The 16,213-nt window shown below is 56.1% G+C and carries 17 protein-coding genes and 1 riboswitch; of the genes, 12 read left to right on the forward strand and 5 right to left on the reverse strand.

Annotated elements, in window-relative coordinates:
• Nucleotides 1-23: 23 nt before the first annotated feature.
• Nucleotides 24-506 (reverse strand): kinase inhibitor, encoded by a 483-nt coding sequence (locus AC6HVW_RS07800; protein WP_024530543.1) that lies wholly within the window; start codon nucleotides 504-506, stop codon nucleotides 24-26.
• Nucleotides 507-581: 75 nt separating this feature from the next.
• Nucleotides 582-1,856 carry an adenosylmethionine--8-amino-7-oxononanoate transaminase gene (bioA, locus tag AC6HVW_RS07805; RefSeq protein ID WP_071683160.1) on the reverse strand — a complete coding sequence of 425 codons (1,275 nt, stop codon included), beginning with the start codon at nucleotides 1,854-1,856 and terminating at the stop codon, nucleotides 582-584.
• A 91-nt stretch (nucleotides 1,857-1,947) separates the two neighbouring features.
• On the opposite strand from bioA, the gene bioB reads away from it, so the two are divergent.
• The 4 genes from bioB to bioD are packed head-to-tail and all read left to right on the forward strand — an operon-like array spanning nucleotide 1,948 to nucleotide 5,560.
• Nucleotides 1,948-2,985, forward strand: a complete 1,038-nt coding sequence (gene bioB, locus AC6HVW_RS07810) for a biotin synthase BioB (protein ID WP_021805237.1) — start codon at nucleotides 1,948-1,950, stop codon at nucleotides 2,983-2,985.
• A complete protein-coding gene (bioF, locus tag AC6HVW_RS07815) occupies nucleotides 2,985-4,136 on the forward strand; it encodes an 8-amino-7-oxononanoate synthase (RefSeq protein ID WP_186486080.1) in 1,152 nt (383 codons plus the stop codon). Before bioB ends, bioF begins: the two co-directional genes overlap by 1 nt.
• On the forward strand, nucleotides 4,120-4,887 hold the full coding sequence (bioC, locus tag AC6HVW_RS07820; RefSeq protein WP_071683164.1) for a malonyl-ACP O-methyltransferase BioC: 768 nt from the start codon (nucleotides 4,120-4,122) through the stop codon (nucleotides 4,885-4,887). Before bioF ends, bioC begins: the two co-directional genes overlap by 17 nt.
• Entirely contained in the window at nucleotides 4,880-5,560 is a 681-nt protein-coding gene (gene bioD, locus AC6HVW_RS07825; RefSeq protein ID WP_071683166.1) for a dethiobiotin synthase, read from the forward strand. The genes bioC and bioD overlap by 8 nt, the downstream gene beginning before the upstream one ends.
• Nucleotides 5,561-5,585: 25 nt before the next feature.
• Here the strand turns inward: bioD and AC6HVW_RS07830 are convergent, their stop codons facing one another.
• Nucleotides 5,586-6,296, reverse strand: coding sequence for an ABC transporter ATP-binding protein (locus AC6HVW_RS07830; RefSeq protein WP_071683167.1), 711 nt, complete (start codon nucleotides 6,294-6,296; stop codon nucleotides 5,586-5,588).
• Between the two features lie 1,065 nt (nucleotides 6,297-7,361).
• Here AC6HVW_RS07830 and uvrB point away from each other — a divergent pair.
• Complete coding sequence (gene uvrB / locus AC6HVW_RS07835) at nucleotides 7,362-9,374, forward strand: excinuclease ABC subunit UvrB (RefSeq protein WP_071683172.1); 2,013 nt, start codon at nucleotides 7,362-7,364, stop codon at nucleotides 9,372-9,374.
• A 102-nt stretch (nucleotides 9,375-9,476) separates the two neighbouring features.
• Entirely contained in the window at nucleotides 9,477-9,722 is a 246-nt protein-coding gene (locus AC6HVW_RS07840; RefSeq protein WP_021180393.1) for a VF530 family protein, read from the forward strand.
• Here the strand turns inward: AC6HVW_RS07840 and AC6HVW_RS07845 are convergent.
• Nucleotides 9,719-10,636, reverse strand: a complete 918-nt coding sequence (locus tag AC6HVW_RS07845; protein WP_024483111.1) for a gluconeogenesis factor YvcK family protein — start codon at nucleotides 10,634-10,636, stop codon at nucleotides 9,719-9,721. The two genes, AC6HVW_RS07840 and AC6HVW_RS07845, sit on opposite strands and share 4 nt — an antisense overlap.
• A 262-nt stretch (nucleotides 10,637-10,898) precedes the next feature.
• Nucleotides 10,899-11,041: riboswitch (molybdenum cofactor riboswitch) on the forward strand.
• Here AC6HVW_RS07845 and moaA point away from each other — a divergent pair.
• From moaA to AC6HVW_RS07875, 6 genes are all read left to right on the forward strand, one after another.
• Nucleotides 11,032-12,015 (forward strand): GTP 3',8-cyclase MoaA, encoded by a 984-nt coding sequence (gene moaA / locus AC6HVW_RS07850; RefSeq protein ID WP_021180395.1) that lies wholly within the window; start codon nucleotides 11,032-11,034, stop codon nucleotides 12,013-12,015. It overlaps the preceding riboswitch by 10 nt.
• Nucleotides 12,016-12,152: 137 nt before the next feature.
• On the forward strand, nucleotides 12,153-12,665 hold the full coding sequence (moaB, locus tag AC6HVW_RS07855; RefSeq protein ID WP_071683174.1) for a molybdenum cofactor biosynthesis protein B: 513 nt from the start codon (nucleotides 12,153-12,155) through the stop codon (nucleotides 12,663-12,665).
• A 3-nt stretch (nucleotides 12,666-12,668) separates the two neighbouring features.
• The gene (moaC, locus tag AC6HVW_RS07860; protein ID WP_071683176.1) at nucleotides 12,669-13,148 is read left to right on the forward strand and encodes a cyclic pyranopterin monophosphate synthase MoaC; all 480 of its coding nucleotides are present in this window, start codon (nucleotides 12,669-12,671) and stop codon (nucleotides 13,146-13,148) included.
• Nucleotides 13,145-13,390, forward strand: a complete 246-nt coding sequence (gene moaD / locus AC6HVW_RS07865; protein WP_021180398.1) for a molybdopterin synthase sulfur carrier subunit — start codon at nucleotides 13,145-13,147, stop codon at nucleotides 13,388-13,390. Before moaC ends, moaD begins: the two co-directional genes overlap by 4 nt.
• 2 nt (nucleotides 13,391-13,392) lie before the next feature.
• Complete coding sequence (gene moaE / locus AC6HVW_RS07870; protein ID WP_071683178.1) at nucleotides 13,393-13,845, forward strand: molybdopterin synthase catalytic subunit MoaE; 453 nt, start codon at nucleotides 13,393-13,395, stop codon at nucleotides 13,843-13,845.
• 125 nt (nucleotides 13,846-13,970) lie between these two features.
• Entirely contained in the window at nucleotides 13,971-14,678 is a 708-nt protein-coding gene (locus tag AC6HVW_RS07875; protein ID WP_021180400.1) for a Bax inhibitor-1/YccA family protein, read from the forward strand.
• 426 nt (nucleotides 14,679-15,104) lie between these two features.
• Here AC6HVW_RS07875 and AC6HVW_RS07880 read toward each other — a convergent pair whose 3' ends face one another.
• Nucleotides 15,105-16,211, reverse strand: coding sequence for an ABC transporter permease (locus AC6HVW_RS07880; RefSeq protein ID WP_021805223.1), 1,107 nt, complete (start codon nucleotides 16,209-16,211; stop codon nucleotides 15,105-15,107).
• Nucleotides 16,212-16,213 lie beyond the last annotated feature (2 nt).

Consider the following 16,213-nt stretch of genomic DNA (forward strand, 5'->3'; position numbering starts at 1 on the left):
AGCGCTTCGCCCCTCAACGTTTCTCAGCTGTATTTTACCGTCAACGTCGCTTTGCCAAGGCTATGGAAGTGGATGTTAAAACCGACCATCGCGCCACTCGCCTCTGCGTCCACTGGAATGCTTTCCACGTCCAACGCATGCACGGTGAACTGATAACGATGGCTTTCACCCTGCGGCGGAGCCGCGCCACCGTAACCGGCCTTACCGAAATCGGTACGGGTTTGCACTGCGCCAGCGGGTAGCCCCGGTTTGCCGGAACCCGCACCTTGCGGCAGTTCATGCACGTTTGCCGGGATATTGGCGACTACCCAGTGCCACCAGCCGGAGCCGGTAGGGGCATCGGGATCGTAAACCGTGATGGCAAAGCTCTTGGTGCCCGCCGGTGCATCTTCCCAGGCCAGATGAGGGGAGAGGTTATCCCCATGGTAGCCCATGCCGTTAAATACCTGCCGTTCAGGCATTTTTGCGCCGTCTTGCAGATCGTTGCTGTACAAACGAAAAGCCATAATGACTCCCAGTTGTCTAAAATACCGAACCCCTAAGCTAGATCGGTTTGCCGCCACAATACAACCTTAAAACCGTTACTCCACCGCAGCCGCGATTGCTGCCGTCAGCCGGGTGAGCTGTTCTGGCGTAATGACATAAGGCGGCATCAGGTAGAGCAGTTTACCGAAGGGCCGGATCCACACGCCGCGTTCGACAAAGCCACGCTGTAGCAACGCCACATCCACCGGCTGATGCATTTCCACCACGCCAATCGCCCCAAGCACCCGCACGTCGGCCACATTGGGTGATGCCACCAGCGGTAAGAGCTGCTGTTTAAGCTGTGTTTCAATGGCGGCGACCTGATGTTGCCAGTGATTTTCCTCGAGCAAGGACAGGCTGGCGCAGGCTACGGCACAGGCTAGCGGGTTGCCCATAAAGGTTGGCCCATGCATAAAGCAGCCTGCGGCTCCGTTACTGATCGTTTCTGCTATGTGGCGCGTGGTCAGGGTGGCGGAAAGGGTCATATAGCCACCGGTCAGCGCTTTGCCCAGGCAAAGAATATCCGGCACTACGCCGGCATGTTCACAGGCAAACAGTTTGCCTGTGCGGCCAAAACCGGTGGCGATCTCGTCGGCAATCAGCAGGATTTGGTGGCGATCGCACAGCTCCCGCACGCGTTGCAGATAGCTTGGATGATAGATGCGCATTCCACCGGCACCTTGCACCACTGGCTCCAGGATCACAGCGGCTATTTCCCCGGCGTGCCGATCCAGTAATTCGGCAAACGGGGCAATGTCCTGTTCGTCCCAAGGCTGGTCAAAACGGCACTGCGGTGCGGTGGCAAACAGGTGGGTGGCCAAATAGCCCTGATACAGACTGTGCATGGAGTTGTCCGGATCGCAGACCGACATCGCGCCAAAGGTATCACCATGATAGCCATGGCGTAAGGTCAGAATGCGCTGCCGCCCTTCACCACGGGCCTGCCAATATTGCAGCGCCATCTTTAGCGCCACTTCGACCGCCACCGATCCGGAATCTGCCAGGAATACGCACTGCAACGCTTCCGGCGTCATCGCTACCAGTTTGCGGCACAGTTCAATAGCGGCAGGATGAGTGATGCCACCGAACATCACATGCGACATTTTTTCCAACTGCTGTACGGCTGCCTGATTCAACTGTGGATGATTGTAACCGTGGATCGCTGCCCACCAGGAAGACATGCCATCCACCAGTAGGCGGCCATCGTCCAGTTGCAGCTCGACGCCGCTGGCGGACACCACCGGATAGCAAGGCAAGGGCTGGGTCATGGAGGTGTAAGGGTGCCAGATGTGGCGTCGATCGAATTCAATATCGCAGGGAGAAACAGACATTAGCCGTAAACCAAATTTTAATAGAATGGTTGACAGTATAATCGCAAACTCTACACTGACGACACTTTTTTCCCTTTTGGAGACGCCGTAAATGGCCGACCGCATTCGCTGGACAGTGGGGCAAGCCCAGGCCCTGTTTGATAAACCCTTACTCGAACTGCTGTTCGAAGCACAGACTATTCATCGCCAACATTTCGATCCGCAACAGGTGCAGGTCAGTACGCTGCTGTCGATCAAAACCGGTGCCTGCCCGGAAGACTGTAAGTACTGCCCGCAAAGTTCGCGTTATAAAACCGGCCTGGAATCCGAGCGGCTGATGCAGGTGGAACAGGTGCTGGAATCGGCGCGCAAGGCCAAAGCGGCCGGTTCGAGCCGTTTCTGTATGGGGGCTGCCTGGAAAAACCCGCACGAGCGCGATATGCCTTATCTGCAACAGATGGTGCAGGGCGTCAAGGCGATGGGGATGGAAACCTGCATGACGCTGGGCACGCTGGATGGCGCGCAGGCCGAACGGCTGGCCGAAGCGGGGTTGGATTACTACAACCATAACCTGGACACCTCGCCGGAATTCTACGGCAACATCATCACCACCCGCAGCTATCAGGAACGTCTGGATACCTTGGATAAGGTGCGTAACGCCGGGATCAAAGTCTGCTCCGGTGGGATTGTCGGGCTGGGCGAAACGGTGCGTGACCGCGCCGGGTTGTTGGTACAATTGGCCAATCTGCCCAAACCGCCGGAAAGCGTGCCGATCAATATGCTGGTGAAGGTGAAAGGCACGCCATTGGCCGATAATGACGATGTCGATCCGTTCGACTTTATTCGCACCATTGCCATTGCCCGCATCATGATGCCGACGTCCTACGTCCGCCTGTCGGCAGGCCGTGAACAGATGAGCGAGCAGACTCAGGCGATGTGCTTTATGGCCGGGGCCAACTCCATCTTCTATGGCTGCAAACTGCTGACCACGCCCAACCCGGAAGAGGACAAGGATCTGCAACTGTTCCGCAAGCTGGGCCTGAATCCGCAGCAAACCGCCACCGAACAGGGTGACAATCAGCAGCAGCAGGTGCTGACCGAGCAGTTGCTGCACGCCGATACCGCCGAATTCTACAACGCGGCGCTGTAATGAGCTGGCAGCAACGGATCGAACAGGCGCTGGAAGCGCGGCGAGGAGCCGCTGCTTATCGGCAACGTCAGGTGAATCAAGGCGGTAATGGCCGCTATTTGCAACTCGACGGCCAGCGCTATGTGAATTTTTCCGGCAACGACTATCTGGGCCTGAGCCAACATCCTGAGGTGATCGCCGCCTGGCAGCAGGGGGCGCAGCGTTACGGCGTTGGCAGCGGCGGTTCCGGCCACGTCACCGGTTTTTGCCATGCTCATCATGATCTGGAGCAGCAACTGGCGGAGTGGCTCGGCTACCCGCGTGCGCTGCTGTTTATTTCCGGCTACGCGGCCAATCAGGCATTGCTGGCTGCCCTGATGCAGGCCGACGATCGCATTTTGGCAGATAAGCTCAGCCACGCCTCTATATTGGAAGCGGCCACTCACTCACCGGCGCAACTGCGGCGTTTTCGGCATAACCAGCCCCAGGCATTGGCCACCTTGCTGCAAAAAACCTGTGCAGGCCAACAGTTGGCGATCACCGAAGGGGTGTTCAGCATGGACGGGGATAGCGCACCGTTGGTCGAACTACATCGGTTGACGCAGCAGGCAGGTGCCTGGCTGATGGTGGATGATGCGCACGGGATTGGCGTACGTGGCGAGCAGGGGCGAGGCAGTTGCTGGCAGCAAGGTGTGCACCCGGAAGTGCTGGTCGTCACCTTTGGCAAGGCATTTGGCGTCAGCGGCGCGGCGATCCTCTGCGATGAGCCGTTGGCGGAATATCTGCTGCAATTCGCCCGCCATCTGATTTACAGCACCGCGATGCCGCCCGCTCAAGCCTGTGCCTTGCAGGCCGCGTTAAGCTGTATTCAGCAAGGGGATGAACTACGTAGTCGGCTGCAAAAACACATCCAGCATTTTCGTGCCGGAGTGGCAGGTCTGCCGTTAACGCTAACCGCGTCGGATACCGCTATCCAACCGTTGCTGGTGGGGGATAACCAACAGGCGCTGGATCTGGCGCAGCGCCTGCGAGAGCAGGGATTGTGGGGCAGCGCCATCCGTCCACCAACGGTACCACCGGGGGGCGCGCGGTTACGCATTACGCTCACTGCGGCACACCAGCCACAGGATATCGATCGCTTGTTGGAGGTATTGCATGACGTCTGCCATTGATGCGGTGAACAAGCAGGCGGTGGCGGCGGCCTTCAGCCGGGCAGCGGCGAGCTACGATACCGCAGCGGTGCTGCAACGGGAGGTTGGTGAACGCTTACTGGGGATGGGGCTGTCTCATCCAGGCCAACAGGTGTTGGATGCCGGTTGCGGCACGGGCTATTTCAGCCGTCGCTGGCGCGAGCTGGGCAAGCAGGTCAGCGCGCTGGATCTGGCTCCGGGCATGCTGGCTTTTGCCCGCCAGCAGCAAGCGGCGGATCGTTATCTGTTGGGAGATATCGAGCACATCCCTTTGCCAAGCGCCTCGGTGGATATCTGTTTTAGCAGCCTGGTGGTGCAGTGGTGCAGCGACTTGCCTCTGGCCTTGGCTGAGTTGTATCGGGTGACGCGGCCCGGTGGGCTGATCCTGTTCTCTACTTTGGCGCAAGGGGCTTTGCACGAGTTAGGTGACGCTTGGCAGCAAGTCGATGGCGAGCGTCATGTTAATGACTTCCTGCCGCCAACTCAGATTGCCGCCGCCTGTCATCCCTACCGGCACCAGCTTACGGCAAATTGGCAAACGCTCAGTTATCCCGACGTGATGACGTTGATGCGATCGCTAAAGGGCATCGGTGCGACTCATCTGCATCAAGGACGCGAGGCTGGCCTGCTTTCCCGCCAGCGGCTTGCCGCATTGCAGGCTGCCTATCCTTGCCGGGACGGGCAGTTTCCTCTCAGTTATCATTTGGTTTATGGAGTGATTTATCGTGATTAAGCGCTGGTTCGTTACCGGAACCGACACCGAAGTGGGAAAAACCGTGGCCAGCAGCGCCTTGCTACAGGCCGCCAGCGCGGCGGGATGGCGCTGTGCTGGCTATAAACCGGTGGCGTCAGGCAGTGAGATGACCGATGAAGGGTTACGCAACGGCGATGCGCTGTCGCTGCAGAGAAACAGCAGCGTAGCGCTGGATTACGCCGTAGTGAACCCTTACACCTTTGCCGAACCGACTTCGCCGCATATTGTCAGCCAGGCCGAAGGGCGGCCTATCTCGCTGGCACGGCTTTCCGCCGGTTTACGTCATCTTGAACAACGTGCGGACTGGCTGTTGGTAGAGGGTGCCGGCGGTTGGTTCACTCCACTTTCTGAGCATGAGACCTTTGCCGACTGGGTGCAGCAAGAGCAATTGCCGGTGATCCTGGTGGTGGGCATCAAGCTTGGCTGCATCAATCATGCTCTATTGACTGCGCTGGCGATCCAACAGTCAGGTCTGACCCTGGCAGGCTGGATCGCCAATGACGTCACCCTGCCTGGAAAACGCCATCAAGAATACCTTGCCACTCTTTGCCGCCTATTGCCCGCCCCCCTGTTGGGCGAGATCCCACATTTACCGCAGGTAGAACAGCAGGCATTGGGACAGTATCTCGATTTAACCAGGTTGAACCCTTAACATGATGGCCCACGGAGGGGCCAAATCACTCCGTCAGATAGGCATCAATCAGCCCCTCATCCAACTGCCCCAGCGTGCCATTGGCCACGTTACGGCCTTTATCCATCAAGCAGAAGCGGTCGGCCAGATGGCGGGCAAAGGGGAGTTGGTGCTCAACCAGCAAAATGGTCATGCCCAGTTCCTGATTCAGCTTACGGAGTACCTGGCCGATCTCCGTCGCCAGGGAAGGTGACATACCGGCGGTGGGCTCATCCAGGATCAGCAGTTCCGGCTCCAGCATCAGAGCGCGGCCTAATGCCAACTGCTGTTGTTCACTTTGGCACAGGTCACCCGCACGGCGCATACGCATCGCCTGGAGCCGGGGGAATAGATTGTAAATGATGGGAGGCATACGACGGGCCTTGTCACGCCCGGCCATCAACGCCACCTGCAGGTTCTCTTCTACGCTCAGTTGGGAAAAGATTTGCCGCCCTTGTGGCACGTAACCAATGCCGAGTAACGCCCGGTTTTCTACCGGCTGCGGCAACAGGTTTTGCGGTGGCTCATCCGCCAACTGCCAGGTCATACTGCCGCTGACGATCGGCAGGTGTCCCATGATGCAATTGATCAGCGTAGTTTTACCCACTCCATTGCGGCCAAGCAATAGGGTGCATTGCCCACGAGGCAACTCAAGGCTGACATCCCACAGCGTATGCTGTTGCCCATAATATTGGTTTACCGCCCTTAAGCTTAACATTTGGCATCTCCTCCAAGACCGATATTCACGTATGGATAACGTTGACCGCAGCAAGCGGTGTCTCTCCCGGGTGTGGCAAATGCTGTGCTGATTACCTTAATCGAGGCTCAGGCTAAAAAAGTGAGAAAATGGCCGCTACCGGTCGTTTTGTGGCTCTATGGGGCTTTTGGGCATGCTATGCACTTTTTCGGCGAAGATAACCGAGCTGGCTGCGGCCGGTTTTAGCCAGAATTTGCCGGTTCTTCTGCAAGGTAACGCCCCTGAACCAGGAAATGCAATTCCTAGGCCATCAGGTGTTGCGCAACAAAAAAGGTGGTTTGTTATTGTTTTGTTAACTGATTTAAGCCCGGTACGCAGGGGGGCTGTCAGGGCAATAAAAGTTAACTTGGGCGTTTTTTGCACCGTTACCGTGCGGCATGGCAAGCTGTTGGTGCAAGCCCTAAAGATTGTTGCCGCAACTTGCAACCCCTGAAAAGCAAAATAGCGAAAAGAGCGTTTTCGTTATTACGGCTTTTAGCATTAATCGGCATAACCAAAGCAGAATTATTGTAAAAAAATAACTAAAAAACCGACTCAGTTGACGTTTCATTGGGAAAAGCGTTCTTTCCACAACTCCCGCCCCCCATGGGGTAGTGAGAGTTATCCACTATTCCTGTGGATAACCTTGTGCATTATACTTAGAAAAGCGGTGTGAACAGAGAGCGGGCGCGGGTTGTGCGCAGGTTGTCCGCATTCTCGTCTTTTTATTAAATATATTTAATATCAATAGGTTAATTAAAATCAAGCCAACGGATATTGATAACGTGCCGATGGGTGTTTTTTCAGCGCAATCCGGGCCAAAAGTTAATTTGTAACGCATTCTGGGGATAACAGGGTGATTGACAATAAAAATGTCATGGTATTGTCACCTTGCCGGTACGTTCGCGCCCCGTTAACGGCCGTAATAGCGTAAATCCGCTTGAAGCTGGTTTTATATCCAGTATCATGGGCACTGGCGGAAATCTTCCGGTCTTTCCATAATTAGGCCGCTACCGTCTGGCCGCAAACCTGAAAGATGATGGGGATATGAGCAAACATTTCAAACTGCATTCCGAATTCAAACCGGCCGGCGATCAGCCGCAAGCCATCCAAAAGCTGGAAGAGGGCCTGGAAGACGGCCTGGCGCACCAAACGCTGCTGGGGGTTACCGGCTCGGGTAAAACCTTTACCATCGCCAATGTGATCGCCGATCTCAACCGGCCTACCATGGTGCTGGCGCCCAACAAGACCCTGGCGGCGCAGCTGTATGGCGAGATGAAAGAGTTCTTTCCCGAGAATGCGGTGGAATATTTTGTCTCCTACTACGATTACTACCAGCCAGAAGCCTATGTGCCTAGCTCCGATACCTTTATCGAGAAAGACGCCTCGGTCAACGAACATATTGAGCAGATGCGCCTGTCGGCCACCAAAGCGCTGCTAGAACGGCGTGACGTGGTAGTGGTGGCTTCGGTTTCCGCGATCTACGGCCTGGGCGACCCGGATCTGTACCTGAAAATGATGCTGCACCTGACCAAGGGCATGATCATCGATCAGCGTTCGATCCTGCGCCGTCTGGCCGAGCTGCAATATACCCGCAACGATCAGGCCTTCCAGCGCGCCACCTTCCGCGTACGTGGCGAAGTGATCGACATTTTCCCGGCGGAATCGGATGAGCTGGCGCTGCGCGTTGAGCTGTTCGACGAAGAGGTCGAGCGCCTGTCGCTGTTCGATCCGCTAACCGGCCAGATTGAGCAGGTGGTGCCACGCTTTACCATCTACCCTAAATCTCACTACGTCACGCCGCGTGAACGTATCGTGCAGGCGATGGAAGAGATCAAGGTGGAGTTGGCTCAGCGGCGCAAAGTGCTGCTGGAAAATAACAAGCTGTTGGAAGAACAGCGCTTGACGCAGCGTACCCAGTTCGATCTGGAAATGATGAACGAGCTGGGCTACTGCTCCGGTATCGAAAACTACTCGCGCTATCTTTCCGGGCGCGGTGAGGGCGAGCCACCGCCAACCCTGTTCGACTACCTGCCGGCAGACGGGTTGCTGGTGGTGGATGAATCCCACGTCACCATCCCGCAGATCGGCGGCATGTTCAAAGGCGACCGCTCGCGTAAAGAGACGCTGGTGGAATACGGCTTCCGCCTGCCTTCGGCGCTGGATAACCGGCCGATGCGTTTTGAAGAGTTTGCCGCTGCGGCACCGCAGACCATCTACGTGTCCGCCACGCCGGGCAAATATGAGCTGGAGAAATCCGGCGGCGATATTATCGATCAGGTTGTTCGCCCAACCGGCCTGCTGGATCCGATCGTGGAAGTGCGCCCGGTGACCACTCAGGTGGACGATCTGCTTTCCGAGATCCGCAAGCGCGTGGCTATCAACGAGCGCGTACTGGTCACCACGTTGACCAAACGCATGGCAGAAGATCTGACGGAATACCTGGAAGAGCACGGGGAGCGGGTGCGTTATCTGCACTCGGACATCGATACGGTAGAACGTGTCGAAATCATCCGTGATTTGCGTCTGGGCGAGTTTGACGTGCTGGTGGGCATCAACCTGTTAAGGGAAGGCCTGGACATGCCAGAGGTGTCGCTGGTGGCGATCCTGGACGCAGACAAGGAAGGGTTCCTGCGTTCCGAGCGTTCACTGATCCAGACCATTGGCCGAGCGGCGCGTAACCTCAACGGTAAAGCGATCCTGTATGGCGACAGGATCACCGATTCCATGGCCAAGGCGATCGGTGAAACGGAACGCCGCCGCGCCAAGCAGCAGGCGCATAACGAAGCCAACGGTATCGTACCTCAGGGCCTGAACAAGAAGGTTGCGGATATTCTACAGCTTGGGCAACCAAGCAGCCGTGGCAAGCACAAAGGGAAGGGCAAAGCGGCAGAGAGCGCGGCGAAATACCAACTGCTCACCCCCAAAGCGCTGGAGCAAAAAATCCAGGAGTTGGAGGCGCAGATGTATTCTCATGCGCAGAATCTGGAGTTCGAACAAGCCGCTGCGGTGCGTGATGAAATCCACCAGCTGCGCGAGCAGTTTATCGCGCTATCATAGTGAACTTAAGGGGCGTGCTATGCGCGCCCCGGTAAATTTTCTTGCCGTACGCCCGTTTGCTGATTAAGGTGTGCGCCCCAAGTATTGAGACGAGTAGCCGCCATGACCGCAACCCCATCCAAAGACCCATTACACGGCATTACCCTGGAGCAACTGCTGAATAAGCTGGTAGCCCAATATGGCTGGAACGGGCTGGCAGAGCGTATTCGCATCAACTGCTTCAGCAGCGATCCGAGCATCAAATCCAGCCTCAAGTTCTTGCGCCGCACCCCGTGGGCACGCAAGCAGGTGGAAGATCTCTACATCGACAGCGTTAGCGACAATCCTTGGCTCCGTGGTCAAGATTAACCGCGGCTAGCTAGCTGCACCAACGCGGTATCCAGCGCCTGGCGTAATAGTTGGCGATCGTGGCGATAAGGGATATCGCTGGCTTCCAGCGGTTGTTGCACCACAATGCGATCCTGCATGGCGCTGGTATCCACCGCCGGGCCAACGATCACCGCGTCAATCATTTTACGGCCGATCTTCTCTTCCATCAGCGCAAGTTTGTCTTGCAGCGTCAGTGCGGCTGCGGCGACGCTCAGCTCGCGGCCCAGGTTACCGATATACACCATATTGGCGCTGCTGCGTCGTAGGGCCTGAGTCAGATCTTCTAGCAGCAACAGTGGCATCAGGCTGGTAAGAAAACTGCCTGGCCCGATCAGGATCAGATCGGCCTGTGCGATTGCCTCAACCGCTTCACGGGTGGCGTGTACCGGCGGGGAGAGCATCAGCTCTTGCGGCATGATCCTCAGTTGATCGATATTGACTTCACCGTAGACCTGGTGCCCCTCATGATCGTGGGCCATCAGATCGACCGGTTGTTCCGACATCGGGATCAGCGCCGCGTCGATCTTCAGCAGGCTACGCACCAGATTGATCGCCTCCAGTGGGCGCACGCTCAGGTGATCCAAGGCTTTCAGCATCAGATTCCCCAGGTTATGCCCCGCCAACTCCCCGTTGCCGCTAAAACGGTATTCAAACATCGCCGAGGCGACGCTAGGCTCGGTAATCAGCTGATTGAGGCAATTACGGGTGTCACCCCAGGCAATGCCGCCTTCAGAACGGCGGATACGGCCGGTAGAACCACCGTTATCGGTCGTGGTGACAATGCCGGTCAGGCGAGAGCCCAACGACGACAGCGAAGACATCACACGGCCAAGACCGTGACCACCACCTAATGCCACGACGCGATCAAGATCGGCCAGGGTACGGTTGCGCATAAAATTCCTTAACTCAGGGTAGGTAGACTGCCTGCATAAAGTAGCGGATTTGACACAAAAACGCGATAAAGAGTGCGATTTGCGTGATTCTGGTCAATTCGCTGGCATAACGGTTGTTTATTATGGTTATCCAGACTTGAGAGGGTGAAAAACGCTGTATACACAAGTATATAACGTTAATCCACATTGGCTATCGCGGCTGTTTAGCGCTAGAATTCTCTGGAAAACCACGGTTTCGTTCCGGCTACTTGAGGTAGCGGGGATGGGATCAAAACTCCTAGCCTTGGTACCTACGTTGTTCTTTGGAGCGATAGGGTATCCTGGCCGTGGCGAAGTCAGCCACCAGGGTGCAGAGTGGAAACGCTCGCATCTCCCGTATTTGGAAGGTGTTACAGGTGCCGCAACTTATTGATGCTTTTGAGCGCAAATTCTACTATTTGCGCCTGTCGATCACCGACGTGTGTAACTTTCGTTGCACCTATTGTCTGCCGGATGGCTATAAACCGAGCGGCAGCCCCAAGACCTTCCTCTCTCTGGATGAAATTCGGCGCGTCAGCCGTGCATTCGCCGAACTGGGTACCGAAAAGGTACGCCTGACCGGCGGTGAGCCTTCTTTACGCCGCGATTTTACCGACATCATTGCCGCCGTGCGCGAGAACCCGGCGATCCGTACCCTGGCCGTGACTACCAATGGCTACCGCCTGGCGCGTGATGTGGCCAGTTGGCGTGATGCGGGCCTCACGGCGATTAACGTTAGCGTAGACAGTCTTGATGCACGCCAGTTTCATGCCATCACCGGCCAGGATAAGTTCCGCCAGGTGATGGAGGGCATCGATGCCGCCTTTACCGCCGGTTACAGCAAGGTGAAGGTGAATGCGGTGCTGATGCGTGATGTCAATCACCAGCAACTGGGCAGCTTCCTTAACTGGATCAAGGATCGGCCAATCCAACTGCGGTTTATCGAACTGATGGAAACCGGCGATGGCAGCGATCTGTTCCGCAAGCACCATGTGTCTGGCGAAGTGATCCGCCTGCAGTTGGAGCAGCAGGGCTGGCAGCGCCAAGTCCGTGGCCGCAGCGATGGCCCGGCGCAGGTATTCAGCCACCCGGATTATCAGGGCGAGATTGGGCTGATCATGCCGTACGAAAAAGATTTCTGTGCCAGTTGCAACCGCCTGCGGGTTTCCGCCATTGGTAATCTGCATCTGTGCCTGTTTGGTGAGCAAGGGATTACCCTACGCGATCTGCTGGCGGATGACGGCCAGTTGGAACAGCTGAAAATGCGCATTCAAAGCGGGCTGCAAACCAAAAAGCAGACCCACTTCCTGCATCAGGGCAATAGCGGTCTCACGCAGAACTTATCGTTTATCGGCGGTTAACTCGTCCCCTATAGCCTCGGGGAACGCCAGATGATTAATATGAGCTCGATCGGTCCCCTCTCCCGTGGGAGAGGGTTAGGGTGAGGGGGCAACGCCAAGTCTAACCGAGCATCCAATGAGCAGGAGCAGAACACACAATGAGCCAAATCAGCAGTGAATTTATCGCGGCAAAGATTGCCATTCTGACAGTTTCGGATCGCCGCACTGAAGCGGACGATACCTCCGGGCAATATCTACAGGAAGCCGCGCAGGAAACTGGCCATCAGGTAGTGGCACGTGCCTTGGTCAAAGACAATATTTATCAGATCCGTGCGCAGGTTTCCGCATGGATTGCCAGCGATGACGTGCAGGCCGTGTTGATTAACGGTGGCACCGGCTTTACCTCTGGGGATAATACGCCAGAAGCGCTATTGCCGCTGTTTGACCGTGAAGTGGAAGGGTTCGGCGAACTGTTCCGCATGGTGTCATACGAAGAGATCGGCACCGCGACCCTCCAGTCCCGCGCCGTGGCCGGTATTGCCAACCAGACGGTGATCTTCGCCATGCCGGGTTCCACCCGCGCCTGTCGTACCGCCTGGGAACGTATTATTGAAGAACAGTTGGACGCGCGCCATCGCCCGTGCAACTTCTTACCCCATTTGAAGAAATAATCCATGACGCAGCTAACCCACATTAACGCCGCTGGCGAGGCCCATATGGTCGATGTCTCTGCCAAAGCGGAGACGGTACGTGAAGCCCGTGCCGAGGCTTTTGTTGAAATGCAGGCGGCAACGCTGGCGATGATTATCGACGGCAGCCACCATAAAGGCGACGTATTCGCCACGGCGCGTATTGCCGGTATTCAGGCCGCGAAGCGCACCTGGGAACTGATCCCTCTTTGCCATCCGTTGATGCTGAGCAAGGTGGAAGTACAGCTCGAAGCGCAGCCGGAATTTAACCGCGTGCGTATTGAAACCTGCTGCCGTTTGACCGGTAAAACCGGGGTTGAAATGGAGGCGTTGACCGCCGCTTCGGTGGCCGCGCTCACCATCTACGACATGTGCAAAGCGGTGCAGAAAGATATGGTCATTGGCCCGGTGCGGCTGCTGGCAAAAAGCGGCGGCAAGTCCGGTGATTTTAAGGTGGGATCATGATCACTATTCTGTTTTTCGCCCAGGTGCGTGAACTGGTCGGCACCAGCACGCTGAGCCTGCCAGCGCAGTACCTTACGGTTGAAGAGCTGCGTAAATCGCTGTGCGAGCGTGGCGATCGTTGGGCGCTGGCGCTGGAGCCCGGTAAATTGCTGACGGCGGTCAACCAATCGCTGGTGGCCGCAGAGCATCCGCTGCAAGCCGGTGATGAAGTGGCTTTCTTTCCACCGGTAACCGGAGGTTAACAGTGGAAAATACTCGTATCCGCGTTGGCCAGGCAACTTTTAGCGTAGGTGAAGAATACCAGTGGCTGGCACAGTGTGATGATGACGGCGCGGTGGTGACCTTTACCGGCAAGGTACGCAATCACAATCTGGGGGATAACGTCAGCGCGCTGTCGTTGGAGCATTACCCTGGCATGACTGAAAAAGCCCTTGAAGAGATCGTTGCAGAGGCAAGAACCCGTTGGCCATTGCAACGGGTAACGGTGATCCACCGTATCGGTGATCTCTTTCCTGGTGATGAAATTGTGTTTGTCGGCGTGACCAGCGCCCACCGCAGTATGGCGTTCGAGGCGGCACAATTTATTATGGATTACCTGAAAACCCGAGCCCCCTTCTGGAAACGTGAGGCGACCGGGCAGGGAGACCGCTGGGTAGAGGCTCGCGATACGGATAAACAAGCCGCCAAGCGTTGGTAAATCGCGCCTCAACAGCGGAAATAAATCAATACCTTTGTCCGTTTCGCGCGGTGTTTTCTGTGGTACGCTTATTATTGGCAGGGGAAGTTCCCCGAAACTTGGCTCACATGTAAAAGGTAACCGTCATGGACCGATATCCACGTAATGGTTCGATCGTTGAACGTGCCAACAGCGGCATTCAGGCTTATATGGCGCAGGTGTATGGCTGGATGACCTGTGGCTTGCTGTTGACCGCATTTGTTTCCTGGTATGCAGCGCATACGCCTGCGATCATCAACTTTATTTTCTCTAGCCAGATCACCTTCTTTGGGCTGATTATCCTGCAGTTGGGCCTGGTGTTTGTGATTTCCGGCATGGTTAACCGCCTGAGCGGCACCATGGCCACAGGGCTATTTATGCTCTACTCGGCGCTGACCGGGTTAACGCTATCGAGCATCTTCATTGCCTACACTTATAGCTCGATCGCCAGCACCTTCGTGGTCACTGCGGGTATGTTCGGCGCGATGAGCCTGTACGGCTACACCACCAAACGCGATTTGAGCGGTTTCGGTAGTATGCTGTTTATGGGGCTGATTGGTATTGTGCTGGCTTCACTGGTGAACATCTGGCTGAAAAGCCCGGCGCTGATGTGGGCAATCACCTATATCGGCGTGCTGGTATTTGTTGGCCTGACGGCGTATGACACCCAGAAACTGAAAGCGATGGGTGAACAGCTGAATGCCGATGATAAAGACAGCTTCCGCAAATACGCTATCGTTGGCGCATTGACGCTGTATCTCGACTTTATCAACCTGTTCCTGATGCTCCTGCGTATCTTCGGCAACCGCCGCTAAAAGCGGAAAGTAGGCGCCCTCACCCTAACCCTCTCCCCCAGGAGAGGGAACCGAAGGTGCCTCAGTTTTACTCCTGTAGTTAACCTTAGCGCCGTACTAGCTCCCTCGCCCTGTGGGAGAGGGTTGGGGTGAGGGGATAAAACGGGCTAAAACATTATCCCCCAGACGCAAATATTAAAAGCCGGAGAGTGGTTAACTCCCCGGCCTTAGCTACGTTTCCACCATCATCAATCGATGAACTGGCGGATCAGTTCCAACAGCGCAACCAGCTGATTATGTCTTCTATGCGGTAGTTTAAAAATCAATCAAATACTGTGTATACTGATTACGTTAGATGTGGACTGCCTCACTCCGGCTAGAGCCACCAACTCAGTGCCGGAAAGTAAAAAAACCGACCTCACCCGTCGGTTTTTTTACGCCCGAAATTCAGGCAATCTTGCGCCGGAACATGGCATAGGCCGCGCTGCCGGTGGTGGCGGTGATCACCAGTAATGGCCACAGGCTGTGCCAGATAATGCCGAAACCGGCATCCTTGAGGTAGATCTGCTTGGTGATATCGGTGAAGTGGCGGATAGGGTTGGCCCAGGTAAGATGCTGTAGCCAAACCGGCATGTTCTCCACTGGCGAGACATAACCGGAAAGCAGTATCGCCGGCATCATAAACACAAACACCCCGATAAACGCCTGCTGCTGCGTCGCGCACAGCGAAGAAATCAGCAGCCCGAAGCCCACCAAAGACAGCCCGTAAACCAGCATGGTGCCATAGAACAGCAGCAGCGAACCAGCAAACGGGATCTGATAGGCAAAGATACCGATAAACAACACGATCGAAGCCTGGAAGGTGGCAATGATCAGGGCCGGTACCGCCTTGCCGATAAAGATCTGCCAGGTGGTTAAAGGCGAAACCAATAACTGCTCTAACGTGCCTTGCTCACGTTCACGTGCGACGGAAAGTGAGGTAACGATCAATACGCCGATGGTAGTGATCATCGCGATCAGCGAAGGCACCACGAACCATTTGTAATCCAGATTCGGGTTATACCAGTTACGCACCACCAGTTCGCTGTTGTTGGGCTTGGTACGCTGCCCAATCAGCTCATTCTGGTAGTCTTGCACTATCTGCTGCACATAGTTGGCGGCGATCTGTGCGCTGTTGGAGTTACGGCCATCGAGGATCAACTGCAACGGCGCGGTATTACCGCTGGCGATATCCCGTGAGAAGTTGGCCGGGAAGCGGACCAGCAGCAGCGCCTTCTGATTATCAATGGTGGTTCTTATCTCCTGCGGGCTACGCAACAACAGCACGTGAGAAAAGGCTTTGGCTTTGGCGAGGCGCTGAGTCAGCTCAATGGAGTGCTGGCCGCTGTCCTCACTGTACACCGCGATAGTGGCGTTGGTGACTTCCAGCGTGGCGGCGAACGGGAACAACACTACCTGCAACAACACCGGCATAATCAGGATCGCGCGGGTCTGCGGATCGCGCAGCAGCGACTGCATTTCTTTTACGATCAACGTCCATAGACGGTGAAACATGG

It is taken from the genome of Serratia sp. NCCP-200, from assembly GCF_059697885.1.